Origin of the sequence: Chitinophaga agrisoli, assembly GCF_008386695.1 — a bacterium.
Taxonomy (GTDB): Bacteria; Bacteroidota; Bacteroidia; order Chitinophagales; family Chitinophagaceae; genus Chitinophaga; species Chitinophaga agrisoli.
Map to the genome: position 1 here is coordinate 1,335,084 of NZ_VUOC01000002.1, position 25,409 is coordinate 1,360,492.

The following is a 25,409-nucleotide window of genomic DNA, read 5'->3' on the forward strand; positions in this document are numbered from 1 at the left end:
TATTTATAATGGCGCTGCATATTGTCCTATATGCTGGTAAATGTCGTCATAATCGGAGATCTTCACAATATCTTCCAGGTGCGCTAATTTCTTATTGGCAATACCGATGAATTGAATGCCCATATCCCGCGTGGCCAGGTAGTCCCAGTTGCCATCCCCTACATAGGTAATGTCTGACAAACCCAGCTGCAGGCCATGCCGTTCATTCATGCGGCGGATGGTATGCCCGATGATATCCTGCCTGGCCAGTGCATCCTGGGCGAAAGAAGCTGCTGTACAACCCTCAATATTAATGCCGGCGCAGCGCAGCTTAAACAAGGCAGACTCCCGCCAGCCACCGGTGGCCAGCCCTATGCTGAGCTGCGGTTGCCGGCAGAGGAAGGCCAGCGTGTTGCCGGCTTTACGGATCTCGCGGATACTATCCGGCTGGCTTTGATAAGCCTGTTGCAGCAAACCGCAAAAATGGGCGATGAACCGCTCCCGCTCTTCCGCGGTGAAGGTACGGCCCAGTCTTTCCCGGAAAAGCTGGTCAATGATACCCGAGTCTGTGGTGTTTTTGTAATAACCGTAATTGGTCTCAAAATCCCGGAAGCCAAAAGTTTCCTCTATGGCGCGGGTATAACAATGATCGTCTATTTCAGTGGTATCGGTCAGGGTACCGTCTATATCAAAAATGATGTATTTCATAACAAGGCGTTTAAGAGATGCGTATTACAGATTTGAGGCTGCTGATATTGTTGCTCCGTTGCCGGTTATCCAGGTCACAGCCCAGGTCTTTAATGGCGGCGCTGAAATTATCCAGGTCGTACTCATGGGTGATGATCTTCTGCAGGCCCAGTTTTCCGCTGTTGATCAGGTCCACTGCGTGCCGGAACGTATCCTGTGAATCGATAGAACCGATAATGGAAATACTGCGGTCCGCAATCTCCCTTGGGTTGATGGTCTGCTGGTTATTACGCAGGCCCATGAGCGAGATCTTACCACCATCTGCGATGGCCTTGATGGACTGCTCCAGCAGGCTGGCGGTGGTATCAACGATAAGATCGTACTGGTCCTTCTGTGGCACAAATGCGGGCGCGATGCTCCATCCGCCGGAGAGGATATTGTTCTGTTCTATGAGCTTTATCCGCTGTGGCGATGCTTCGTAGATCACGCCATCCTGTATGCCGTATTGTTTTAAGGCCAGGTAAAACAGCAGCCCTATGGGACCGCCGCCCAGCACAGCGGTACGCATAAAAGGCGTAACGGCCAGTTTTTTTACGGCTGTTAATACACAGCTTAGCGGCTCTGACAAAGCGCCCTGTTCAAATGGGATATTATCCTGCAGCGGATAGATAAAACGTTGTGTGGTCTTAAAGTACCGCGTAAACGTGCCGTCTATGGAAACGCCTGCTTCTGTAGTTGATTTTAAGAGGCAATGGTTGCGCAGCCCTTTTCGGCAATTTTCGCAATAGCCGCAGTAGTAAGTAGGATCAATGATCACCCGGTCGCCAATGTTACAATTATCAACGCCGCTGCCTTTGTCTACCACTACGCCGGCAGACTCATGGCCTATGATCACCTGTGGCCGGGCCAGGTATTCGCCGGAAATAATACTGAGGTCCGTACCGCAGATACCCGTAGCGCGCACCTCCACGATCACCTCGTCCGGCAACATGATAGCCGGTTCTTCTTTCTCTTCTAACCTGATATCCCAGGGATTGTTATATACGATCGCTTTCATGGATATTTATTTTACAGCTGGCTGAATAATTTGTCTAATCTTTCGCAGATCTCTGCGATATCATCGAGGGTGGCAGTAAGCGCAGGCCTTACCTTCACCACGTTCCCAAATCCATAACGGGAGCCGCGGAGGATAAGGCGATGATCTTCCAGGGCCAGATCGATGATACGGTTAGTGAGCTTAACATCCGGGGCGCCTTCTTTATCTACGATCTCCAGTCCCCACATATAACCAACGCCACGTACATCACCGATCACATGCCCGTATTTCTCCCCGAGCTGCTGCAATAGACTGCCCAGCACTTTACCATTCTCCCGCACAGTTTCCAGGAAACCGTCCCTGGATACTACTTCCATTGTTTTTTGCGATGCGGTGAGCGAAAGCAGGTTGCCGCCGGATGTATAGGAGTGCTCGAACTTTTCCAATACGGCCAGCTCTGCGCGGTACAGGATGGCTGCCGCCGGTATGCCAATACCGCCCAGCCCTTTGGCCAGGGTAATGATGTCTGGCTGTATATCAAAATGCGCACTGGCAAACATGTAACCTGTTCTGCCAATGCCTGTTTGCACTTCATCTGCGATGAGCACAATATCCAGCTCATCACAAATTTTGCGGATGCGCTCAAAATACCCTTCCGGGGGAATGATGTTGCCGCCGTTACCAAGAATAGGCTCCATGATCATGCAGGACACGTTGCCTGCGCTGGCGTACTGCGCGTAATCATAGATCGCTTCTGTACAGAGGTAACCACAGGCCGGCGCGCCTTTGGCGGCGTAAGGACAACGATAACAGTAAGGGGCCGGCACAATACCATTCTGCGTGACCATGGTATTGGAAAACGATTTACGGCGGAAGGCATTTCCGGAAATACTGGTGGCAAACAACGTCTGTCCGTGATGGGACAGCGAGAGGCTGATGACCTCATTTTTCCCGTTGTACTTGTTGGCGATCTTTACGGCGCCTTCATTGGCGGTGGAGCCGATAATGTCACGCATCCAGCCGTCTGTGATGTGCTCCGGCGCGTGCTCCAGGATACTGTCTAATACATCCTGTGCCAGCTGGCCGGTGAAAGAGGATGATACGTGGATCAGGTCTTCTACCTGTGTTTTAAGGGCGTCTACGAGCTCGGGATAACTGTAGCCTAATGCGAGGTTAAAGGTGCCGGACACGGCATCGATGTATTCTTCCTGCGTTGGCGTGTAAAGGCGGATGCCACTGCCTTTTGTAAATGTTACATTGGACATGGATAAAGGTTTTTGAGGGTGAGGTATGCGTTTACGGTGAATAAAGGCGATATGCTATTGCTGCGGACAGCGCATGCTATTACCAGGGTCTTTCATGGTTTTGTTTTTCATCAAAATATGGAAACTAAATGCTTATGTACACTACGGGTTACATAGGATAAAGTTGGATACTGCTCATATACAATTTTTAAAAATGACGTAGAATTTGTAACGGGTTAAATACGGGTCCTAAAATAAAATCCATTCCGGATAATTTATTTTTTTTGTTTTAGAAAAATGAGGTACTATAAATAACAATGGAGGGTGATCAATGTTTTGTAGTCACTGCCATGATGTGCGGGCTGAGGGCAATAAGATCTTCATTTGATTCTATTAATGCTATAAGGCGTTGCACCTTATCGTTATAGCGCTGATCGCCTATCTTCTGCTCAAGATCACCGATCATCCAGCCAACGCTTTCAATAGCGGTCAGTGATACTAAGTCCAGGCCGCTGTCTGCTATCTCCTGTTTTATCTCTGCTGGTGTATGAAAGCTGGCGGTGGTAAAGTATTGCGGGTTGTCAGTGGTGTTTACATGTATTCCGGTTTTCAGGTCTTGTATTACCAGTTTCTCAAATTCATCATCCTGTATCAGATCATGCCGGAAGCCATCAAATAGTGACGCATAACGGGAGATAACTGCTGCTAATAAAACACCGCCTTTTTTCAGCACTCTTTTAGCTTCTATGAGGGCTTTAATACGATCCTGCCGTTCTGTAAGATGATATAGTGGGCCTAACAGCAGGACTATATCAAATTGATCTTTTTCCAGATCAAGATGGGTGGCATCCCCTACGCTGCAGCTATCGAGTTGTACATTATGCTTATGCGCGTATTCACTGGCCCAGGCGATATGCTCCGGGCTCAGATCAACTAGGTGGACATTATGTCCCAGTTGTTTTAGCCAGAAAGAATATACGCCGGTGCCGCCACCAATGTCTAAAATATTCAGTGGTCGGGATGTTAAATAACGGCTGATGATCTGTTTTGTTCTCAGGCCTTCCAGCAGGAAATCGGGTTGTTCCAGCCGGTCCTTTTCCATTCCTCCGGCGTAAAATTTCAGGATGGTATCTTTGTGCATGTACTAATTTAATAAATTAAGGCGATTTTATGCACGGGTCTTCCTCAAGCAAACGCAGGGCCAGGTTATTGCTGCTGGCTGCTGGCAAGGGAGTTATATGAAAGTATGATGGTACGGGAAAATAAAAGCTGTTTCATTTTAGAAATTTTTACTCCGGTTGAAATTACGAAGCAATTAGGCATGATCAAAAATCAAAATACATATCTTTATAAAAAATAACACTAACAATATCCCTCCTATGTTTCAAAATAAGAATAGCTGCTTGTACGGTCTGGTATTGCTTATCTCATTATTTAGCTGCAGACAACAAGCCGGCAACACGGAGTTTGAAGGAATCATTACTTATAAGATCATTTACAAAGACTATACCTTAGGGGATTATGGAGATACCTTAAAGGTTTTCTACTCCAAAGGCAATATGATCAGGGCATATAATACCAAAGACCCCAAGGGACTAAGAAAGGAAATCTTTCTGGCTAAAGGCCCGCGGTATTTTATGAACATAGGACCTTCCGATACCCTTTATAGTTATGATATCACAAGTAATAACTTGGTGTTGACCGATACAAAGAAGTTGCAAAGCAAAAAGATACTAAATTATACCTGTGAGCGGTTTGATATGTATGCGACCCTTACAACTAAGTCCGGGGCGCCTGTATTCACAGCGCAAAGCACCACCTTTTCCAGGGATGCGCTGAAAGTAAACCCACTGCATTTCAAAAACTGGCGTTTTGGTAACTTTAATATTTATGTGGAGCACGCAGGATCCCTGCCTTTGCGGTCTGAGTCTACAACAAAGTACAGTGACAAAACCAGCATGGGGACTAAGATCTATGAAGCCGTTGCAATAGCGCCGCAGCAATTAGATCCTAAGATGTTTGAAATAGATGAATCAATGGTCAGGGAGTTTGTTATGCCGCAATAAATATAACCGGCTATTTCTCCCTTACATAGCGCTCAATGATCTCGTGATCTACACCAGCGCCTTCTACCTTTTCTATTCCTTTTTGCGTGAGCGTATCATTACTGATATCAACCGTAAAGGTAAAAGTCTTTCCTTCCCAGTTCCGATCCGAATAGTAATCCAGGTGCTCTGTGTAGGTAACGCCTTCCAGGGTATAGCTGCCGCCGCCGGCGTCGAAATGGTTGGCGGAGTCTTTAGGCGCGTCAATATCGTGCTTCAGAAAAGCAAAATGGTGGTCGTTGATGATCTTTATCATCCGGGTGCCCTTTGTATAGTCTATAGTGACGGTATCTCCTTTTGTAATGGTGGCGCCGGAGATCAACCGCCAGGTGCCGTTAATGGGCTGGGTGACGGTAACAGATGCATTACAGGACAACAGCAGCCCAAAGGGCAGCAGCAACATAGGTAAGAACGTGTGTTTCATGAGATAAATATAAAGAATAATCCTAGTCTTTACCGGTACATGATGTCCGTTCTCAGTAACTAAATGATCTCTTTTCTACTACGCCAATACGTTGCGTAGGCCCCACCTATTTTTGCCAGGCAAATCCAAATTACCGTTAACCTTAAAAAAACTGAAGTATGACCCCGGTGTATTTATGTTCCCGTTTAGCGGGTTGGTTCTTCCTTGTAACCACGTTTTCCTGTGAAAATAAGGACAGCCTGCTGCACAGCGCCCCTCCTGTTAAAGCCAATACCTTATCAACAGTAATTGCGTACAATGGAGAGGCTACAGTTCCCCTTTCCTGGTATCAGCTGGAGTTGAAGCTGATAAAAGAAAGCAAGGAGCACAATTTCCTGATGACCGCCCGTACCATTGCCTATACCGGCATTGCCTTACGTGAAGCCGCCGGCGCCGGCGCTTTTGGTATCCGCCGTTTAGGTGGCCCGCAAGTGTTTCCAACACCAGAGAAAGGCAAAAAATATATTGCTGCTATTGCCGCCAATAGCGCCATGGCCAATATCATGCGTGGGATATTCCAGCATGCGGGTATGGAAAACCAGCACCTGATCACGCAGCTGGAGAATGATAACCTGCAATTGTTAGCGGGTAATTATTCCCAGGAAGAGATCCTGCGCTCCGTTAATTTTGGCAGGCTGGTAGCTATTGCCGTTTATCAATGGTCTAAGACGGATGGCAGTTGAAAATAACTGCGCTATAAAAAAGCCCCCCGTAGCAATAATAGCTGCGGGGGGCTTTTTAGTTGCAGGAGTAGGCATTAATGCGCTAATGCCTTTTCCAGTTGTCCGATCTTTTGCTGCTGCGCTTTTATCTGTTTATCCTGTTCTATCAGATGCAGGCTCAGTTCTTCTATTTTCTTCAGCAGCATGGCCTGGTTCTTTACCAGGTCCAGCCCGTCTTTTTCCACTTCTTTTGCAGACGGGATCTCCGGCAGGTGATGATGCTGTAAAATGAATGCTTCCAGCTGAGGCAACGACATCGCCGGGCGGTCTTTCTCAAATACATAGTCCGGCCAAAGACCTGCGGGCACCTCTATTTTAGTAAGGGACGCTCCCACTGGCCGCCAGTTGGCCACTCCGTTAAAGTCAGACATGAGCACATACCCGGGAACAGCGCCGGTAGGTATCCTTAACCCGGTAGCGAAAACACGGCCATTTACCTGCAGTTTGTCGCCATTATCCTCTGCGGTACCAATCAGGGTGTTACCGCCTTGTGAATTAAAACGGTTCTGTCCATAAGTGTTTTCTATACCAATATGGGTAACGCCGTTCAGGTTATCCAGCTGAGGATTATAATAGATACCACGTGCGATATAAGTATTACCGGATGTATTGGCTATTGGCGGGTCTATCAGCAAAGTGGCCACTTGTTTTCCACTGGAAGAGCTGGGGTTACCCCATCCCTGCCGGATACGTACAATGCTGGCATCATTAAAGAAATCACGCGTTTGGATCTGGGAGCCTTCAAATACCCAGTTAGCTTCCAATGCGCCAAAAAAAGAAGATTGGAAATGTACGGAGGATATTTCGGAATCATCCAGGCGAATGCCCTGGTGCAGGCCCATTAATTGGGTTACATTCATGCCCTTGGTAATCGAAAAGTTATTTATCTGCATATGGGATGTTACCCGTGCAATGCCATCTACATCCAATTTAGCGCTGAGATTAGGAACACTGTTACCTAACTGCAGGTTACCGCCGGATGTAAGCGTCATCTGTGTAATATTGCCTGTTTTGAAGACGATGGGCATTTCATCTATGGTGCCCAGGAAGCTGGGCGCGTTATTGATAGTATTACCAGAAGTGGACCAGGCGCCGGTAGCACTGCCGCCCCCATCATTTACCAGGATCACGTTGCCACTGCCGTCTACCGATAATACCTTGCCATCTCCGGTAGTGGCCGGGGATGCGCTGGTCAGCTGCATCAACTGCAAACCACTGGTATTAGCTACCGGGCTGTTAATAGATACGCGGTTGGCCGGGGATACCGTACCAAAGCCAAAATTGCCGTCAGCGTCCAGCACCAAACGCATGCTGGTAGCATTCTGATCCCAGATAAAGAATTTATTGGCTACGCCAAAATGCGGTTCAAAAGCGTTGCCTGCACCTATATGGTACTGGCGGCCGGTGCCTTTGAAGCCCAGCATCGTATAACCGTCGCCCAGGCCATCTTCCAGCATGGCTACCGGGTTATAATTACCGCTTTGATGTTTATATACATGCAGGGGCGCTAATGGCGATGCAGTGCGGATACCCAGGTTACCAGCGGCGCCGTCCAGGATCAGGTTATTGGCGCCCAGGTTCAGGGTAGTAGTGCCGGTAAGACTGCCCCCCAGGGACACGGTGGCAGCGGTACCGGTACCACTGGTGCTAAGGCCGTTACCGGATAAATAAAGCTGGGCATGCAGGCGGCCGGAACAGGCCAGGCAAAAAAGGGCGATAACAAGGAAACGGTTCATGGGATAAGAGATTGGGATTAATCGTGATGGTTATTTTGATATACCTAAAATTATACAAAGTTTTTAATCGTGCGGGAGGCTTTTGTTGTCTGATATAGTTAAATACGAAAAAGAAATTTTGCATGCAATATTAAAAATGCATAAAAAAAGATGCAACTTTAAGCAGTGAACAATTGACCCGTTAAAACCCGTGTTCCAGTTTTTGTAAACCTATCTTTAAAACCCATGAGCCCATACCTCGCGTAGTATAAACATCCTATATCATTGATCTAAAACCCTCATAACAATGAAAAACCTATTCATCTTTGCATTCCTTGCTAACATTATCCTATTGGGGCCGTTACAGGCACAAAACAGCGGACCTATTGCGTACTGGAAGCTTGACGAAAGCAGCGGCAACACAGCCGCAGACAATTCCGGTAATAACCAGAACGGCAGCCTGACGGGCTGTACCTGGCAACCCACAGGCGGTAAGGTAAACGGCGCCCTGCGTTTTAATGGCAGCTCCGACCTGGTAAATATCAACACCGCTACCGGCTCCGCGCCGGCGCTTTCCGTAGCGCTTTGGTTAAACGCATCCACCGTTAAATACCAGATCCCCATTGACAAATTACCATCCAATGGTACGGCGGGATGGTCTGTAAAAATGCGTGAGAACGGAGAGATATGGATCCGGATCGGCAGTGAAGGCAATCATTCGGACCTTATATTATCCAATGCCTATACGGCCAATACCTGGGTGCATCTGGCCTTTACTTTTCAGAACGGCAACCTGGCCGCGTATATCAATGGCGCCGTTGCCGGCACGCAGATAAACATTCCCCAAACAGTGAATAATACTACTACGCCGCTACGGCTGGGGATCTCCACCATTAATGGGAGTGAAGCATTTGGCGGATTGCTGGATGATATCAGGATCTATAACCGGGTGTTGAGTTATGAGGAGGTTATGCAAATGAATGGCATTACCCCGCCGGTATTGCCACAGGTTGGCGACCTGACCATGTGGTATAATACAGAGTCCGGAACGGAGTTCACCAATGCCTTACCTATCGGCAACGGCCGTATGGGCGGTATGGTCTATGGAAATATAGCCCAGGAACGGATCGGGCTGAACGAAGCCACGGTATGGAGCGGCAACCCCGGCGCCAATAACCGGGCAGGCGCCGCTAATTTCCTGGCGGAAGCCCGGAGCCGGATCTTTGCGGGCGATTATACCGGCGCAGACAACCTGGTGAACAGCAACATGATCAGCTCAGGGAACCAGGCCTACCAGCCGGTGGGCAACCTCACCCTCAATTTTGCAGGTCATACGCCCGGCAATTACTACCGGGAACTTGATCTTAAGACCGCTATTGCAAAAGTTACCTATGTTTATAACGGCGTTAACTACACGCGTGAGTATTTTGCCAGCTATCCTGACCAGGCGATCATTATAAGGTTAAGCGCAGATCAACCGGGAAAGATCACGTATACCGCCGGTATGAATACCCCGCATACACCCGGCAGCGTTGCGGTACAGGACTCTAATATGCTGATCCTGAACGGGCAGGCGGATGCTATCCGGTTCCAGTCTCGCGCCAGGATCCAGCATGATGGCGGTACTATCACCAACAACGGGTCCAGCATTACCGTAACCGGCGCCAACAGCTCTGTTATTGCCCTTGTTATTGGCACTAATTTTAACAGCTACAATAATGTAAGCGGCGACCAGGCCGCCAGGGCCAGTCAATATGTTGCTGCCCTTGGCTCAAAAACATATACGCAAATAAAGCAGGACCATATTACGGCTTACCAGCAATTGTTTAATCGTGTTACGTTTAATCCCGGTCCGGCCAATACTGCTTTTTCCGGTTATCCTACCAATCAGCGGATTGCCACATTTGGTCTTTCCAATGACCCGCAGCTGGTAAGGCTGTATTATCAGTTTGGCAGGTACCTGCTTATCTCCTCTTCGCAGCCCGGCTCACAGGCGGCGAATTTGCAGGGCGTTTGGAATGACCAGATGAGCCCACCCTGGGGTAGTAACTATACAACCAACATCAACACAGAGATGAATTACTGGCTGGCAGAATCTGCCAATCTGCCGGAATGTGCCACGCCGTTAATTGATAAGGTAAAGAACATGGTACCGCAGGGTAAGCTCACTGCGCAGGCGCACTGGGGCGTGAACAGCGGATGGGTAGCCCACCATCAGACAGATCTCTGGAACCATACTGCCCCTATGGATGGCCCCTGGGGCTTCTGGCCTACCGGCGGCGCATGGCTCACCAAACATCTGTGGGAACATTATCTTTTTGACCAGGATGCCAGCTACCTGGCGGACGTATATCCTACGATCAAAGGCGCCGCAGAATTTTTCCTGGCCAGCATGGTAACAGAAACCGTGAGCGGTAACAACTACCTGGTGACCTGTCCCAGCCCTTCGCCGGAGATCATGTTTAACGGCAACTCCTGGTTGAGCTTTGGACCTACTATGGATAACCAGATCATCCGGGATGTTTTTAACGCCACTTTACGTGCATCTGAAATATTGAATATAGACGCCTCCTTCCGCAGCCAGCTCACTGCCGCCATTGCTAAATTGCCGCCCAATAAGATCGGCCAGCATGGGCAATTGCAGGAATGGTTCTATGACTGGGACAACCCTGCGGATCAGAACCGGCACGTTTCTCACCTGTACGGTTCTTTCCCCGGCAACCAGATCACCAAACGCGGTACGCCTGCTTTTTCAGACGCCGCCAGAACAACACTGATAGAGCGGGGCGATCTTAGCACCGGCTGGTCGCTGGCATGGAAGATCAATTTATGGGCAAGACAGGAAGATGGTAATCACTGTTATGATCTGATCCGCCTGTTACTAACACCTGCCAGGACCTATAACAACCTGTTTGATGCGCATCCTCCTTTCCAGATCGACGGTAATTTTGGCGCGGTATCCGGGATTGATGAAATGCTGCTGCAGAGCCAGAACGGAGAGCTGCAATTATTACCTGCCCTCCCATCTGTATGGGCCAATGGCGTTATTAACGGCTTAAGGGCCCGTGGCGGGTTTGTAGTGGATTCCATGATATGGCGGAACAGCCGGCCGCTGAAGACCGTCATTACCGCTAATAATGGCGGCGTATGCAATGTGCGCTACGGGAATGTGGTGAAGCAATTCAATACTGTTGCTCATACCAGTTATACGCTGGATAGCTCGCTCAACGTGATCAGCCAAACCAGTGGCGCCCCTGTTATCTCCGGCAGCGACAGCAGCTCCGGTACAGCCGGCAATACTTATACTTATGCCATTGTAGCCAGCAACAGCCCCACCAGCTATGGCGCCGCAGGTTTACCCCCGGGTCTTACCATTAATACCAGCACAGGCGTGATCAGCGGCAAGCCTACGACCGTTGGCAGTTTTAATGGCACTATCAGTGCGGCCAATGCAAACGGCCGCAGCACCAAAAAGCTGGTCATCACTATTAGCAATGGCCTGACATTCACGCGCACCGGCGCTGCCACTAAACTGGCCATGGCGGATGCCGGCACAGAGAAGGATACAAAGCTTGCCTACTGGCCAACGCCGGTATCGCGGGAATTCCATATCCGTATGGATGGTTCCTATACTATGGTGGAAGTGGTGGATGTTCTTGGGAGGGTACGCTACCAGGATAACGCTATCAAAGGTGCTACCGCACTTAACCTGGACCTTGGCCACCTGGAAAGCGGGGTTTATTTTGTGCGGCTGCGTTCTGGTGATCATGCAAACACTATACGTATCGTAAAAACGCGGTAGATTTATTATAACAGGACGGCTGCATCATATCTGGTGCAGCCGTCCTGTTTTGTGTTATGCCTCCAGTTTGCGGGCCAGGTAAACAGCAGTGCGGCCGCCCTTTGCCGCCGCTACCTGCTCCGGGGTTCCGGCGGCCACTATTTTTCCGCCCTCCTCCCCTGCGCCGGGGCCGATATCAATGACCCAATCACTTTCTGCAATGACGGTCATATCATGTTCTACTACTATGACGGTATTACCCGCTGTTACAAGGCCGTTCAACTGTGTCATTAACTTCTCCACGTCTGAGGGATGCAGGCCTGTAGTAGGCTCATCCAGCACATATAGCGTATGCCCGTGCTGGGCGCGTTGCAGCTCTGTGGCCAGCTTAATTCGTTGCGCCTCTCCGCCGGACAGTTCCGTGGCCGCCTGACCCAGGCGAAGATAGCCCAACCCTACCTGCTTAACGGTGTCCAATGCATGATAGATAGCCGTATCCTGGGCAAAGAAATCTGCCGCCTCATCTACCGTCATATTCAGCACATCCGCAATATTCTTGTCCTTATAGGTGACCTCCAGGATCTTTTTGTTGTACCGTGTACCGTTACAGGTGGGACAAGGCGTATACACGCTGGGCAGGAAAAGCAGCTCTACCATCACAAAACCTTCTCCCAGGCAATGCGGGCAACGGCCTTTGGCCACATTGAATGAAAAACTGCCGGCGTCGTATTTACGTGATCTGGCCATTTTAGTAGCCGCGTATAAACGCCGCACATGGTCAAAAAGGCCGGTATAGGTAGCCAGGTTAGAGCGTGGTGTGCGGCCTATGGGTTTCTGATCAACCGTTACCAGCCTTTTTATACCCTGCATGCCGGATACGATCCTGCCTTCCAGTGTTTGAGGGGACAGCTGTTCCAGGCCCTCTGTTTCTTCACCGGCGGTTGTATCCCGTGGCATGCCCAGCTGCTCCGCCACCAGTTCTACCAGCACCTGGCTTACCAGGCTGCTTTTGCCTGAGCCGGATATGCCGGTCACGCTGCTAAAAACGCCCAATGGAAAAGCCGCCTCCAGTTGGTGGAGGTTGTTTCTTGTTACGCCTTCCAGTTTTAGCCAGTCCTTTGGCTGCCGGTACTGCCTTTTTTTACCGTTTGTTGCCGTATTGCGGAAAAAATATTTTGCTGTCAGCGACTGATTTATTGCCCGTAATCCATCAGTGGGGCCGCTGTACAAGATCTCTCCACCGCCGACTCCCGCGCCGGGGCCTACATCCACGATCCAGTCTGCATGGCGGATCACATCTGTTTCATGTTCCACCACAAAGATGGAGTTGCCGGATGCTTTTAGTTTGTCCAGCGCCCGTAACAAGGCTTCGGTATCCGCAGGGTGCAGGCCGGCGGAGGGCTCATCCAGCACATATACTACGCCAAAGAGATTGGAGCGCACCTGTGTGGCCAGGCGCAGGCGCTGCAGTTCGCCGGGAGAAAGTGTAGGCGTTTCCCGCTCAATGGTCAGATAACCCAGCCCCAGGTCCATCATCACATCCAGGCGGGCCAGCATATCTTCTGCAATGCGCCGGTAACGATCTCCTTTTCCGGGTGTTTCTTGTCAATCTTATGCGAGCTGGCATATTTAGCGAACAAACGATGCAACGCGGCCAGGGGCAGCCTGGATAACTCCGTTATATCCTGTCCTGCAAATTTTACAGCCAGGGCTTCTTTACGCAAGCGCTTTCCGTTGCATAAGGGACAGGCGCTGCTGATCATGTACTGCATCACGCGTTTTTTCATGAGCGCGCTCTGTGTATTGGCAAATGTTTGCAGTACATACCGCCGCGCGCCCGTAAAGGTACCCATATAACTGGGTTCCAGTTTTTGTTTGCGCGCCCTTTTCATCTCCTCTGCCGTAAAACCGGAATAGACCGGTACGGTAGGCTGCTCTTCTGTAAACAGGATCCAATCCCGGTCTTTCCGGGGCAGGTCGCGCCAGGGGATGTCTACATCATAACCCAGGGTCATCAGTATTTCGCGGAGGTTCTGGCCGCCCCAGGCGGTAGGCCAGGCGGCGATGGCCCTTTCGCGGATGGTCAGCGAATCATCCGGCACCATCGATTGTTCTGTTACTTCATATACCCGTCCTAAGCCATGACATTGCGGGCAGGCGCCTTCCGGCGTATTGGGTGAAAATCCTTCTGCATAGATGATGGGGGCGCCGTCCGGGTAATCGCCTGCGCGGGAATATAACATCCGCAGCAGATTGGACAGGGTGGTTACGCTGCCAACAGAGCTGCGGGTACTCACGGCGCCCCGCTGCTGTTGTAATGCGACCGCAGGTGGCAGCCCCTCGATGTTGTCCACCTCTGGTACCGTCATCTGGTGAAATAATCTCCTGGCGTAGGGAGACACAGATTCCAGGTAGCGGCGTTGCGCCTCTGCATAAATGGTCCCAAAAGCGAGCGAAGACTTGCCGGAACCGGATATACCGGTAAAAACCACCAGCGCATCCCGCGGGATATCGAGAGAAATGTTCTTAAGATTATGCTCACGCGCTCCCTGTACGCGCACAAAGCCGGTAAATTCACTATGACTTTTCTGTTTGTACATGCGGCAATTTAAACAAAAATCAAGGTTGTGATAAGTTGGCGTAGACTTTTGGGGATGCCAATATGCGGAAAGTGAGGTTGATACGGCCGGCGGTTTCCTGTTTGGTCTTGGGTACATGATGCTCATAGTGGTCCTGCATGGTATCGCCCATCAGCAGGAGGCTGCCATGGGTAAGCGGGATCTGCAACTGGTTCACATCTTTACGGGTCTTATGGCGCACTTTAAACAGCCGGGTAGCGCCAAAAGTAACAGAGGCAATGGTATGATGCCTGCCGTCTGCAGGAAGGGTATCGCTATGCCAGGATACGGAATCGTTCCCATCCCGGTAGTAATTGAGCAGCACACCGTCAAAGCTGCATTTGCAATGCGCCTCTACCAGTGCTTTGATCTCCAGCAGGGGGGCTGTCCAGGGCAGGCCGTCTCCGCCGCCGAACCAGGCGGTCAGCCTTGGATCCGGCAGCATCTTATCATACATTTTACGCGTGCGCTGCCGCCAGGGGGTACTGTCTTTTAATATTTGAAAATAGTGGTCAGCTGTGGATCTTGGGAAGAACTGTTCCCACAGCTTCAGCTCCGCACCGGGCAGCTGAAAATCAGTAAATCTTCTTTTTCCTTCGTCAAATAAAGCCGTCTCCTCAAATAGATTCATACCACAAAGGTACAGAAAATACTAAAAATATTAGCAGGCTGGTCAAACAAAAATGCCGGCTTAAAGAACCGGCATTCTATTAGCCCATTACAAAGGGATATTTTTTTCAATTGTTCAAAACAGCTTTTCACATAAAACATGCATTACGTTTGCGCGGCCCCCTGCCTGTACCCCATGGGACTGCATTGCGTATGTTTTTTGAAATAATTACAGAAGTGCTGGCTTTCGGCAAAACCCAGCCGGTAGGAAATTTCTTTTACAGGAAAATCTGAATACCGCAACAGCGATTTTGCTTCCGTAATTGTTTTTTCTGTTATCCAGGTGCTGACGGATCTGCCCGTTTTACTCTTTATCACATTATTCAGATAACTGGGATGCAGATTAAGCTGGCTGGCGTATTCCTGCACCCGGTATGCTTTGTCCAGTATGCCCTGACTAAGCTCCCGGTAGTGTTTTTCCATTATCTTTTTAAAATTGCTCACGATCTGCGAAGATCGGTTGCCTTCCAGTATAGGGCTGTAATCCGTCCAGAAATATTCTTTGATCTTAATAAGGATGGCAACAAATAAATGGCCGATCAGTTTATTACGTAATGGAGAACCGGAGAGATAGGCCCGCTCAATCTGCAGGTACAATTCTTCGAACTCACGGAACTGCGCAGGCGGCAGCACCTGTGGCGGCACCAGCTCTGACAGGATGAAAGAAAACTCGTCAAAAACATTGGCATGTACGTTCTCTTTCAGGAAGCTTTCACTTAAGGTAACAAGATAAAGCTCCTTTACCTCATTCATCGTGAATTGTTTGATATGCCCGGGATTGTTGAAGTAAACGGTGCCTGGCTCCGTGATAAAAGCATTGCAGTCTGAAGAGCAACAGCCGGAAGCGTTTTTTACGAACACAAAGGAAAAGAAGTTGGCCCTGTATACCGGCGACCGGTAGCCGCGTGGTATAGGGAAATTGCCCAGGTTATAGATGGAGAATTCACTATTGGGCGGCAAGCTGTCAAGATTAACCCCCATTTGATCGTACAGCTCATATACTTTATTAAATACTAACATTGCTGCATGGTGCAGTGGCATATCCAAGCGGTTTAAATTTGTAATGTAAATAAAGGGCTCACATTGGTTCGTTAACATACTGGCCTGCCTTAAGGGGGATGGCAGTCAGATTGTTCACTGGTGTTATACTGGCGGCAAATTACTTTATTTTGGGGTTGGCCGGGCAAGGTTTTACATACCTAAATGCCTGTTTTACATATCTATTTTGCCTGATTTTATGTATGTTTGAGTGCAATTCATCTAACCTGTACCTATGGAAGAAAAAGATTCGATTTTCGACGCGGACTTTGAAACTCTTGCCTTTCCCCGTAGAAAAAAGCTGTTACCCTGGTGGATAAAGACCTTTGCCTGGATCTTCCTCATACTATCTTTTTTTGTACCGGTGGCGTTTGTGCTCAGCTTTCTTGGGTTTAGTTCCCAAATGGAATTATATGGCATAAAACCGGAGAGAGCCAGTTCGGTGCTGGGGCTTATCCTGATGGCGCTCTTTGTGTTTAAAGGCATTGCGGCATTTGGGTTATTAAAAGAACGTGATTGGGCAATAATCGTTGGAATGACAGACGCCGTTATTGGTATTGTTATCTGTACTTTTATGATGATCATGCACCCCTTCGGAGAAGGCAACGGGTTTACGTTTAACTTCCGGCTGGAATTGGTGTTGCTGATACCGTATTTGATAAAATTAATTAAGATAAGGGTTCCATGGGCACAGTCGCGTGGAAGGAATGTTGTTTAATGCTGGTATGTCCATAATAAAGCCCTCGGGGCAGTTCCTGAGGGCTTTACCAAGGCAGTCCTTTGTTTGCTTATTTCTTTAGATCCGTATCAATAACGGAAATACCAAATTCCGGGCTGAGCTTTTTGTACAGCGCCTCCGGCTCAACGGTCACTATGGCCTCCAGGGTGGGAGAAACAACAGCTTCGAGCAGGTGCCCGCCGCGTACGGTACCGTCTTCTGTGCCAAAATTAACATGCCCATGTACCACCGGCGTACCGTTATACAGCGCAATATCCCCTACCAGGGAGGTGATCTCCGCAAAATTATCGATCTTAAATACTTTGAACATTTGCCGGGATTTATCGTACCAGCCGTATTTTGATGAGATGGCGTCTCCAATGGCCGTAAAATGGGCGCTCTGTACCTTGTATTTTATGGCAAATTCCTTTAGCCCGGACAATACCTCATCACCAGCAGCAAATATGACCGCGTATGTTTTGGTAGTGCCGTTATCGCTTATCAACTTAACTTTTACACCCGGCGATCTGCCGGTAAGCGGCGGTTTTACAGGGGATACATATTCCTGTTCCTGGGCATTAGCGGATAAACACACTAACATGAAACCTAAAAAGGTGATGGCCAGCGCCGGCCGGATTGACAATCTGATCTTCATGTGATCTTACAATTGAACGAGTGAGAGAATATTAGACCTATCAAATTACCCCTGATAAGCAGCGGAGAAAATACGGCGAATTTTTATTAATTTCTGCATCCGCTGTATTTTAGCGCTAATAAAAGCCAACTCATCGCACCATGAAACTGAAAGATTTTGCTGTAGAGCGCTATTTTGCCAGGTATGAGTTTACCACGCACCATCAGAACGCCAGCTCCCCGGTTTCCAGATCCATACGCGTAGCCTCCGGGCATCCGTTAGTAATATAGGGGTTAGCAGTGACGGGGAACACCCCTTTATGAGGACTTACTACCACGCGGCCTGTTGCAATACCGTCCAGCGCATCCATCAACCTATCCTTGCTCTCTTCATTGTGAGCGTTTATATAACCGGAGATCGCAAAACCTTGTCCATAACGCTCCAACGGAACCAGTGCATCGCCCTGGCATTTATATATTTTCCCGTTCATACACAGGCCCCACGGATTTTCTATCAACCTGCTACTATCAGCGCCAATGGCATACACGAGCAGCTTCCCGAATATGTTCTGTTTGACCTTAAAACTGTCTATAGCAGGCGCATTGTCCAGGAATTGTTTGTAGGTAGTGTACACCCCGTGGGTATAACCGGGTGAGGTTAAAATAGGCGCCTGGAAACGCTGCTGTTCCGTTGCAAGCACACCTGCCAATGTTTGCGGCGACCATTCATCTGATGGTTTGCCTGCCGCCTGGGCACTACTCTCCTTAAATAACAGCCGAAGGATATCGGCAATGTTGTCATCATGCTTATTTTTTATGCCCCCTCCTCTTTTAGCAATGGTGCGGTCAAAGATGGTCAGTAAGCGGTACTGGTCCTGGCCGGCAGACATATAAACAGTTGCTTTTAACTGGACATATGCCCTCGAAGGAATCATCCCCTCACTGATCCGCAGTTCATGCACGATCCACAACAGCTGTACCCCGGTATCTTTAAAGACGCTTTTATATTGTGCATCCACAAAATCCTGTAAATACTGCTGCCATGGTTTATCTGTAACACCGCTGACCAACTTGCCCATGGCGCCCACTTCTACAAATCCCAGCCGGCTGGTATCACTGCATATGGGGATTACGCGGATCCCGCTTACGGATACCGGGGGCAGTTCCAGGTTTTTACCTGTATCGGCAGATAGACTGATGATCTTTACCCTGTCTGCAACGGGGAGTTTATTTTGCGTTTGGGCATGTGCGGCGCTGGCGCAGGTAAATAGCAGGGCGGCGGTAACAAAAGACTTCATAGGTTCACAATTATCAGATCAATGGATTTTATGCGTCAAATATAAGTGTTTTTAATTATAAATACCGCCGCCCCTTATCTCAATTTACCCTTCTTTTCTCCTCTTCCGTAGCCGTGTTTCTTTTCCTGGAGGCTTCGATCTTTTTACCAAAACGGTAAGAAAATGAAACACTTATGCTACGAGTATCATTACCCACCCGCATGCCGTTATGCTGATCCAGGTAATTATTACTTAAACGGTATGGATTGCCGTTTAAGATATCGCTGCAATTGAGCTTTACGGACCCCTTGTTATGCAACACCGTTTTGCTGAACCCGATACTTATATCATTGTTGCTGGCTACATATAAAACGCCCTGGTTAATGGGCGACCTGTAATAGGTCTGCAATTCTGCTTTCAGACCAGCAGTTTTACTCAGCACAAATGATTGTGTGGCGCTGAGCTCTGTAGCCCAGTTATGCGAGGTATAATAACTGGTGAGGAAATCCGTACCCTGCTGCCTGTAAAATCCGCTCAGGGTGAAGTTGGCCTCCCACCAGGGCGCCGGGGTCAGATTTACCAGGAAAGTGAGGAAAAAGTCGTGGATATATCCAAGATTCAACTGCGTGTCATAAGAGGTGTGCTGTACATTATCCTGTATGTTTACATTGCTGAATAACCCCTGCATACCAGAGTAGGATGCAGATACAGTATAAAGCTCCTTTAGCGTATAATTCATTTCCGCATTGGTGGTAATATAGGGTTGCAAAGCCGGGTTGCCCTGCTGAAAGCTGTATGGGCTGCTGTAAGCCCGGGCTGGATTCAGCTGTTTATATTCCGGCCGGTCAATACGCCGGTTGAAGTTAAAGGCAAACTGGTGATCATCAGAAGCTTTATAGCTCAGGGAAACCGTAGGGAACAATTTCAGGTAATTGTTATGGTTCACGGAATCCAGCGTAATAGCGTTGCCTGTAGTGCGGGTATATTCCGCCCGGAGCCCTGCCTCTATACTCCACTTGCCCATATGCGCATTGGCGCTGGTATAAGCCGCCGCTGTGTTCTCACTATATTTAAAATGATTGCTACGGCTAATATCATATACGGGTTTACCGCTGCCCATCTCGTAGTAGTCAAACTGGTTATCGGTATGGATGCCGGTATATTTTACTCCAGACTCCAGGTTCCATTTATTTCCCAGGGCATAGGTATAATCCATTTTTCCGGACCATATATCAATATTCTGAAATGAGGGTGTGTAAATATCAAAAGACCTATAGGATGCGCCATCCGGCAGCACCGTATTGGTGCTCACGTAAGTGCCTGCGCTATTCCGGTACGGTACATAGTCAAGATCTACGTTAAGGCTTTTGCCTGCGCTGTCCAGCTTTACTTTATAGTTTACGTTATAGCTGTACTGGCTGGTGGTCCCACCAAGCTCGCTATGGGTATTGAGCGTGGAATCTGCCTGTGGGCGATGGTTATTAAATACCGGGTTAGTAATGTTATACGGGCTGCTACGGTCCGCATTATAGCCGTTTACCAGTACGCCTATCACCTGGCCGGCGCCCAGGTCATAATCCGCACCCAGCTGGTAGCTGTGCGCCCGGATCTCCGGCACTACGGTACGGGTATTTTCCCAGTAAGCATAGCTGTTGGGGGTTTCGAAGATCGTATATCCTTCTATAGGGCGCCGGATCTTTTTATCGGAGTAGCCATAGTTGCCATAAACATTCAACTTATCCTGCCGGTAATTGAAGGTAGTGCCGGCGTTATAGCTGCCATAGGAAGCCTGTGTATAGCCTGCGTTCACAGTACCATTGAAGCCGTTAGCCTTTGGTTTTTTTGTGATGATGTTTATAATGCTGCCGCCTTTTGCATCATACCTGGCAGATGGGTTGCTGATCACCTCTATCTTGGCTACCTGGTCCGATGGCAGGCTGCTTAAATAGTTTACTAAATCTTCACCGCTCAGCTGTACGGGCTTATCGTTCACATAAATAGTGGCGCCCTTACTGTTGGCGGTTACCTGCCCCTGATCGCCTGTTTGTACGCCGGGGGCTTTCCGCAGAGCGTCCCATACGTTACTGCCGCTGGCCAGTATACTATTCTGCACATTAAATACAGTACGGTCTGCCTTATGCTCTACCTGTGGCGTATGGCTAACTATTTCCACCGCTTTAAGCGCTGTTTGCGTTTCGCTCATTTTTAGCCAGAGGGTATCTTTTGGCAAGCTAAAAGCCCCGGACAGTTTACCATAACCTATTAGGGTGGCGGTAAACTGGTAAGGATCATTATTGAGGTGGTTGAAGACAAATCTTCCCTGGTCTGATAACTGTTGATCCACCTGTTTACCGTGCTGGTATAACATGATAGTGACCACTTCCAGCGGATTGCCTTTAAGGTCTGTCACCAGTCCGCTGATCCGTTGCTGGGACATAACCGGTATACTAAGCAGCAGGAGGAATAAGAAATATAATGTTTTCATGTCGTTGAATTTTCTGATGCAAACCTATACATAGGCTGTGTAAACGTCGGTTAAGCTGCGTTAAATACCGTTAAATCGTAGCGCGGCCACTGGCATATGCATCAAATTTTGCGAACTTTGGATCATGAGATCATTTTCAGCAAAATATGCTTACCCTTTGGTGGTGCTTTCTTTACTGGTGAGCATTGCGTTACAGGTAGCCTGGTTACGCCAGCTGTTTGTGGAGCAGCGGGCCCGTACTTTTGAAGACATTGAGGAGCTGGTAGCCGTAACAGCAAAGAACAATATCTATAAGTATGTGCAGGCAGAGCCCAGCGATAAAAGCACGTTTCAGCAATTCCTTTTATCGCCGGCCTGGATGCAGATCAGACAGGGTTTTGACGATGCTTTCGTAAAGGGAATGTCGCGTACTTTTTCTGAAGACCGCGGGCCAGACAGCTCTGTGATCGAGCTAAAATTTACTTTTTACACAAAGCCCAGCCACCGGCCCCATGGCACACAGTTCTGGCAGGATCTTCCTATGGACCAGAAGCTGCGGGAGGATAGCCTGTCCCTAATACAGATGAACAAGACGGTAGAAGCCGGGCTCCGGAAGCTGGGCGTTACCGCGCCGCACTATTACCTCTTACAGGATTATGCAAATAATAGTACCGATGTCAGTCATCCGGAGGCACGTAAAGCCGCTTTTGTGAGCAAACGCTATTCTTATAATCTCCAGCACCTGAAAAGGTACCAACTCGTAGTGAGCGCTGTGGATGGCCTTGTATGGTATAAAATGCGTTATTATGCAGCCTCCAGCATACTGATGCTGTTGCTAACCGGCGCTGCCTTTTATTTTATATTAAAACTTATGCGCAACCAGCGTTTGTATGCAGAAGCACGGGTGGCATTCACCAGCAACATGACGCACGAGATCAAGACCCCTATTGCTACCGTAGCGCTGGCCATTGAATCTATCAACAAGTATGACCTGATCAATGATCCTGTAAAACTGCAAACCTACCTGGATATCAGCCGGCAGGAATTGCAGCGGCTAAACCTTATGGTAGAAAAAGTGCTTAACCTGAGCCAGGAAAACAGCGCGGAACAATATCAGCTTAAACCGGCCCTGTACGACGTACAAACCGGCCTGCAGGAGGTCATCAGCTCCATGGAACTGCAATTTGCGGCTAAGGGGGCCAGCTGTACCTTTACTCCCTGGCAGGAGCCCTGCTTTGTTTATGCAGATGCCGTGCATTTGACAAATGTTTTTTATAACTTGATAGAGAACGCGGTGAAATATGCCGATAAGCCTTTACAGCTAAATATCACCTGCAGCTGTAACGACACTGAAGTAAAGATCAGCTTTACAGATAACGGCCCGGGTATTGAACCTATTTACCACGACAGGGTATTTGAGCGTTATTTCAGGGTGCCATCCGGGGGCGACCGGCATAATGTAAAAGGATCCGGCCTGGGGTTAAATTATGTAAAACACATCATAGAAGCGCATAAAGGCGCCATCCTGTTAAAAAGCGAAGCAGGTAAAGGGAGCACATTTATCATCAATCTACCGGTAGCAGCATGAGTGTTAAAGTACTATACGTTGAAGACGAGCCTTTTTTATCCCGCATTGTAAGCGATGGTTTAGCCAGCAGCGGGTACCAGGTTGAACTGGTAGCTGACGGCAGCCAGGTTATGCAAACCTTTAGCAGGTTTAGTCCTGATATCTGCGTATTGGATATCATGCTGCCTTCCAGGGACGGTTATGAGCTGGCGGTAGAGATCCGGGGACAATACCCATCCCTGCCCATTATTTTCCTAAGTGCCAAATCGCTTACAGAGGATGTGGTAAAAGGTTTTAAAAGCGGTGGCAACGATTACCTGAAAAAGCCCTTCAGCATGGATGAATTGCTGGTACGTATGGAAGCCCTGCTGAACAGGATACCTGCCAGCGCCGGGGCGGGTACTCAAAAAAACACCGTATATACATTTGGCCCCTGTAAACTGGATACTGTACAGCAAACCCTGACTACCTCAAAAGGGGTACATGCCTTATCCTTCAAAGAATCTGCCTTGCTTGAACTATTGATCCAGAAAAAGAATGATACCCTCGAAAGACAAGAGGCATTATTAAAGATATGGCAGGATGATACTTACTATAATACCCGGAGCATGGACGTATTCATGGCGCATTTGCGCAAGCTGTTAAAAGATGAACCGGGCATACAGATCCTGGGGCTGAGGGGTGTGGGGTACAAATTGATCTGTTAGTACCAGACCGGACACTGCAATGTAGCATGCCCGGTCCGGTTTGTGGAATATATTTTACGGTTGCTCTTCCTTGTCCGTATCATTCTTATCCTCCTTATCGCCAGCTTCTGCAATTTTCTTGACAATAGAAGATACAGGCCCTTCCATCTTTTCCTGTGGATCAGGCCCCATTGTTTCAGGATCAGGCTTCACGGGTGAATGGTGCTTTTTCTGCTCCTTCTTAGCCTTCTGTTCAAGTTTTTTCTTGTCAGCCATAATACACTGTTTACTGTAATACGCGTTAAAATCATGCCATCATAGGGTGATTTATTGCTTTTATTGGAAAGGGCTGTTACTTTTGCGATCTGGAACGGCATTCTGCCATCTTTATAGACAGCCGGGGAATTGACATATGATAAATTTTAACACTGAAATAGGCGGATTCAATTTTGAGTTCAAGACGATGAATATACGGGAATGGAAATTATTCCAGGTATATGTAAGCATTGAGGGCGTTAAGCGCCGTTTTCATATGGCCGGCAATGAGCAGGGTTTCAGCATCACAGATAGTTTCCCGGAGATCAAAGCGCTGGAGCAGGAACTTTCCGATGCCATACTACAGCAGAAAAGAGCTACGGTCTAATCAGCATTACCACTATTTAAGGGAGATAAATAAATCTCCGGCACTAAATCAACTTGTCCAATTCCGCCCGTTATCATGGCTGGTTAACACCCGTATAGCTTATTATCTGGATAGTATCTTTGCAATACCATCAACGAAACACGATATGGTAAAGAAGATGAAGACTGCGGAATTTATTGCTTTGTCTGCCTGCTCCATGGCGCTTACGGCAATGGGCATTGATATTATGCTTCCTGCATTTGCAGCGGTCAGGATCCATTTTCATCTGCCTGCGTCTTCTACGGACACGGCCAGGATCATCTCATTCTTTTTTATGGGTCAGGTAACGCAGATCATTTTTGGCGTGTTGTCTGACCGTTATGGGCGCCTGTCCATCCTCCGGGTTGGATTTCCGTTCTATATTATCGGTGGCGTCGTTGCCGCTTTTGGCCCCAGCCTTCATATCATATATGCCGCCCGTTTTTTGACGGGCATGGGCGCTTCCGCCGTTTTTATGTCAACCATTGCGGCGGTGAGGGACCGTTTTGTCGGGGATGAGATGGCGCGGATCATGTCGCTGATATTTACCATTTTTCTATTTACGCCGGTAGTGGCGCCTTTTCTGGGGTCCGCCATACTGGCCATTTCATCCTGGCAGGGAGTGTTCCTGGCGCCTCCGCTGATGGCGGTGATCGTATTTTGCTGGTCGTTCCGGCTGGAGGAATCCCTTCCACGGGAACACCGCGTACCGCTTGATTGGGCAAGCATTGGAAGGTCTGTCAAAGCGGTATTAAGCAACGGGGCTTTTCTGCGGTATACCGGTATTACCACCATTCTTTTTACGGCTTTAAGCTCCTATGTGGCCAGCTCAGAACATATTGTAGGAGAGATCTATGGCAGGCCAAAGCTGTTCCCCTGGATCTTTGCGGGCACCGGGTTACTGATGTCCGGCTGTACGCTGTTGAATGCCCGTCTATCCGCTTTGTATGGATCACGGCGTATCATCAGGTGGCTGTTGAGCATCTATACTTTAATAGGCGGTTTGCTGCTGCTTTGCACATTTATGTCAGGCGACCCGCCGGCCATGCTTATATTCTTTGCGGCCGTAGCTATTATGCTGGGTATTAACCTTGCTGTGGAGCCTAATAGCAGTTCCCTGGCACTGGAGCCCATGGGGGATGTGGCGGGCATGGCCGCGTCTATTTATGGCACCGCCTTCTTTTTCTTAGGCGCCACGCTGGGGTCATTTATCAGTCATTTAATGCACCATAAGGTACTGCCGCTTGTGCTGAGTTTCTTTATCATGGGGGTGGCGACCGTGTTGCTGGTATTTAGCGATGTTCGCCCACTGCGTGAGAAAGTGACCAGACAACAGGTATAATACA

22 protein-coding genes are annotated in these 25,409 nt (G+C 48.7%); 8 read left to right on the top strand and 14 right to left on the bottom strand.

The annotated features are described in order from the left end of the window. Window positions 1-3: 3 nt before the first annotated feature. The 4 genes from F0L74_RS12595 to F0L74_RS12610 form a co-directional block, all read right to left on the bottom strand. A complete protein-coding gene (locus F0L74_RS12595) occupies window positions 4-687 on the bottom strand; it encodes an HAD family hydrolase (protein ID WP_149838212.1) in 684 nt (227 codons plus the stop codon). Between the two features lie 10 nt (window positions 688-697). Next, window positions 698-1,723 (bottom strand): zinc-dependent alcohol dehydrogenase, encoded by a 1,026-nt coding sequence (locus F0L74_RS12600; protein ID WP_149838213.1) that lies wholly within the window; start codon window positions 1,721-1,723, stop codon window positions 698-700. Between the two features lie 11 nt (window positions 1,724-1,734). Beyond that, window positions 1,735-2,967, bottom strand: a complete 1,233-nt coding sequence (locus F0L74_RS12605) for an aspartate aminotransferase family protein (RefSeq protein ID WP_149838214.1) — start codon at window positions 2,965-2,967, stop codon at window positions 1,735-1,737. A 307-nt stretch (window positions 2,968-3,274) separates the two neighbouring features. Beyond that, window positions 3,275-4,087, bottom strand: a complete 813-nt coding sequence (locus F0L74_RS12610) for a class I SAM-dependent methyltransferase (protein ID WP_149838215.1) — start codon at window positions 4,085-4,087, stop codon at window positions 3,275-3,277. A 238-nt stretch (window positions 4,088-4,325) separates the two neighbouring features. Between F0L74_RS12610 and F0L74_RS12615 the strand changes: the two genes are divergently transcribed. After that, window positions 4,326-5,012 (top strand): hypothetical protein, encoded by a 687-nt coding sequence (locus F0L74_RS12615; protein WP_149838216.1) that lies wholly within the window; start codon window positions 4,326-4,328, stop codon window positions 5,010-5,012. Between the two features lie 10 nt (window positions 5,013-5,022). Here the strand turns inward: F0L74_RS12615 and F0L74_RS12620 are convergent, their stop codons facing one another. Further along, entirely contained in the window at window positions 5,023-5,475 is a 453-nt protein-coding gene (locus F0L74_RS12620) for a lipocalin-like domain-containing protein (protein ID WP_149838217.1), read from the bottom strand. 158 nt (window positions 5,476-5,633) lie between these two features. On the opposite strand from F0L74_RS12620, the gene F0L74_RS12625 reads away from it, so the two are divergent. Continuing rightward, entirely contained in the window at window positions 5,634-6,197 is a 564-nt protein-coding gene (locus F0L74_RS12625; RefSeq protein WP_149838218.1) for a hypothetical protein, read from the top strand. A gap of 74 nt (window positions 6,198-6,271) precedes the next feature. Here the strand turns inward: F0L74_RS12625 and F0L74_RS12630 are convergent, their stop codons facing one another. Then, the gene (locus F0L74_RS12630; protein WP_149838219.1) at window positions 6,272-7,972 is read right to left on the bottom strand and encodes a hypothetical protein; all 1,701 of its coding nucleotides are present in this window, start codon (window positions 7,970-7,972) and stop codon (window positions 6,272-6,274) included. Window positions 7,973-8,258: 286 nt separating this feature from the next. On the opposite strand from F0L74_RS12630, the gene F0L74_RS12635 reads away from it, so the two are divergent. Continuing rightward, window positions 8,259-11,753, top strand: a complete 3,495-nt coding sequence (locus tag F0L74_RS12635) for a glycosyl hydrolase family 95 catalytic domain-containing protein (protein ID WP_149838220.1) — start codon at window positions 8,259-8,261, stop codon at window positions 11,751-11,753. A 54-nt stretch (window positions 11,754-11,807) separates the two neighbouring features. Here the strand turns inward: F0L74_RS12635 and F0L74_RS33895 are convergent, their stop codons facing one another. From F0L74_RS33895 to F0L74_RS12650, 4 genes are all read right to left on the bottom strand, one after another. After that, window positions 11,808-13,289 (bottom strand): ATP-binding cassette domain-containing protein, encoded by a 1,482-nt coding sequence (locus tag F0L74_RS33895; RefSeq protein ID WP_246197693.1) that lies wholly within the window; start codon window positions 13,287-13,289, stop codon window positions 11,808-11,810. Further along, entirely contained in the window at window positions 13,268-14,332 is a 1,065-nt protein-coding gene (locus F0L74_RS33900) for an excinuclease ABC subunit UvrA (protein ID WP_246197694.1), read from the bottom strand. The genes F0L74_RS33895 and F0L74_RS33900 overlap by 22 nt, the downstream gene beginning before the upstream one ends. 19 nt (window positions 14,333-14,351) lie before the next feature. Then, the gene (locus F0L74_RS12645; protein WP_149838221.1) at window positions 14,352-14,981 is read right to left on the bottom strand and encodes an alpha-ketoglutarate-dependent dioxygenase AlkB family protein; all 630 of its coding nucleotides are present in this window, start codon (window positions 14,979-14,981) and stop codon (window positions 14,352-14,354) included. Between the two features lie 143 nt (window positions 14,982-15,124). After that, window positions 15,125-16,060 carry a helix-turn-helix domain-containing protein gene (locus F0L74_RS12650; protein WP_149838222.1) on the bottom strand — a complete coding sequence of 312 codons (936 nt, stop codon included), beginning with the start codon at window positions 16,058-16,060 and terminating at the stop codon, window positions 15,125-15,127. A gap of 232 nt (window positions 16,061-16,292) precedes the next feature. Here F0L74_RS12650 and F0L74_RS12655 point away from each other — a divergent pair, with 232 nt between their 5' ends. Next, window positions 16,293-16,775: a hypothetical protein gene (locus tag F0L74_RS12655; RefSeq protein WP_149838223.1), complete on the top strand. Its 483-nt coding sequence runs from the start codon at window positions 16,293-16,295 to the stop codon at window positions 16,773-16,775. A 70-nt stretch (window positions 16,776-16,845) separates the two neighbouring features. Here the strand turns inward: F0L74_RS12655 and F0L74_RS12660 are convergent, their stop codons facing one another. The 3 genes from F0L74_RS12660 to F0L74_RS12670 all read right to left on the bottom strand — a co-directional run bounded on the left by F0L74_RS12660 (window position 16,846) and on the right by F0L74_RS12670 (window position 21,170). Further along, window positions 16,846-17,430: a PPC domain-containing DNA-binding protein gene (locus tag F0L74_RS12660; RefSeq protein WP_213086953.1), complete on the bottom strand. Its 585-nt coding sequence runs from the start codon at window positions 17,428-17,430 to the stop codon at window positions 16,846-16,848. A 202-nt stretch (window positions 17,431-17,632) separates the two neighbouring features. Next, window positions 17,633-18,706 carry a hypothetical protein gene (locus tag F0L74_RS12665; RefSeq protein WP_149838224.1) on the bottom strand — a complete coding sequence of 358 codons (1,074 nt, stop codon included), beginning with the start codon at window positions 18,704-18,706 and terminating at the stop codon, window positions 17,633-17,635. 79 nt (window positions 18,707-18,785) lie between these two features. After that, window positions 18,786-21,170: an outer membrane beta-barrel protein gene (locus F0L74_RS12670; RefSeq protein ID WP_149838225.1), complete on the bottom strand. Its 2,385-nt coding sequence runs from the start codon at window positions 21,168-21,170 to the stop codon at window positions 18,786-18,788. A gap of 124 nt (window positions 21,171-21,294) precedes the next feature. Here F0L74_RS12670 and F0L74_RS12675 point away from each other — a divergent pair, with 124 nt between their 5' ends. Both F0L74_RS12675 and F0L74_RS12680 read left to right on the top strand, forming a co-directional pair. Beyond that, window positions 21,295-22,737 carry a sensor histidine kinase gene (locus F0L74_RS12675; RefSeq protein WP_149838226.1) on the top strand — a complete coding sequence of 481 codons (1,443 nt, stop codon included), beginning with the start codon at window positions 21,295-21,297 and terminating at the stop codon, window positions 22,735-22,737. Then, window positions 22,734-23,423: a response regulator transcription factor gene (locus F0L74_RS12680; RefSeq protein WP_149838227.1), complete on the top strand. Its 690-nt coding sequence runs from the start codon at window positions 22,734-22,736 to the stop codon at window positions 23,421-23,423. Before F0L74_RS12675 ends, F0L74_RS12680 begins: the two co-directional genes overlap by 4 nt. A gap of 54 nt (window positions 23,424-23,477) precedes the next feature. Here the strand turns inward: F0L74_RS12680 and F0L74_RS12685 are convergent, their stop codons facing one another. Beyond that, the gene (locus F0L74_RS12685) at window positions 23,478-23,678 is read right to left on the bottom strand and encodes a hypothetical protein (RefSeq protein WP_149838228.1); all 201 of its coding nucleotides are present in this window, start codon (window positions 23,676-23,678) and stop codon (window positions 23,478-23,480) included. A gap of 136 nt (window positions 23,679-23,814) precedes the next feature. Between F0L74_RS12685 and F0L74_RS12690 the strand changes: the two genes are divergently transcribed. Together F0L74_RS12690 and F0L74_RS12695 are read left to right on the top strand one after the other, a co-directional pair. Beyond that, window positions 23,815-24,045 (top strand): hypothetical protein, encoded by a 231-nt coding sequence (locus F0L74_RS12690; RefSeq protein ID WP_149838229.1) that lies wholly within the window; start codon window positions 23,815-23,817, stop codon window positions 24,043-24,045. A 145-nt stretch (window positions 24,046-24,190) separates the two neighbouring features. Next, complete coding sequence (locus F0L74_RS12695; protein WP_246197695.1) at window positions 24,191-25,405, top strand: MFS transporter; 1,215 nt, start codon at window positions 24,191-24,193, stop codon at window positions 25,403-25,405. Window positions 25,406-25,409: the final 4 nt, after the last annotated feature.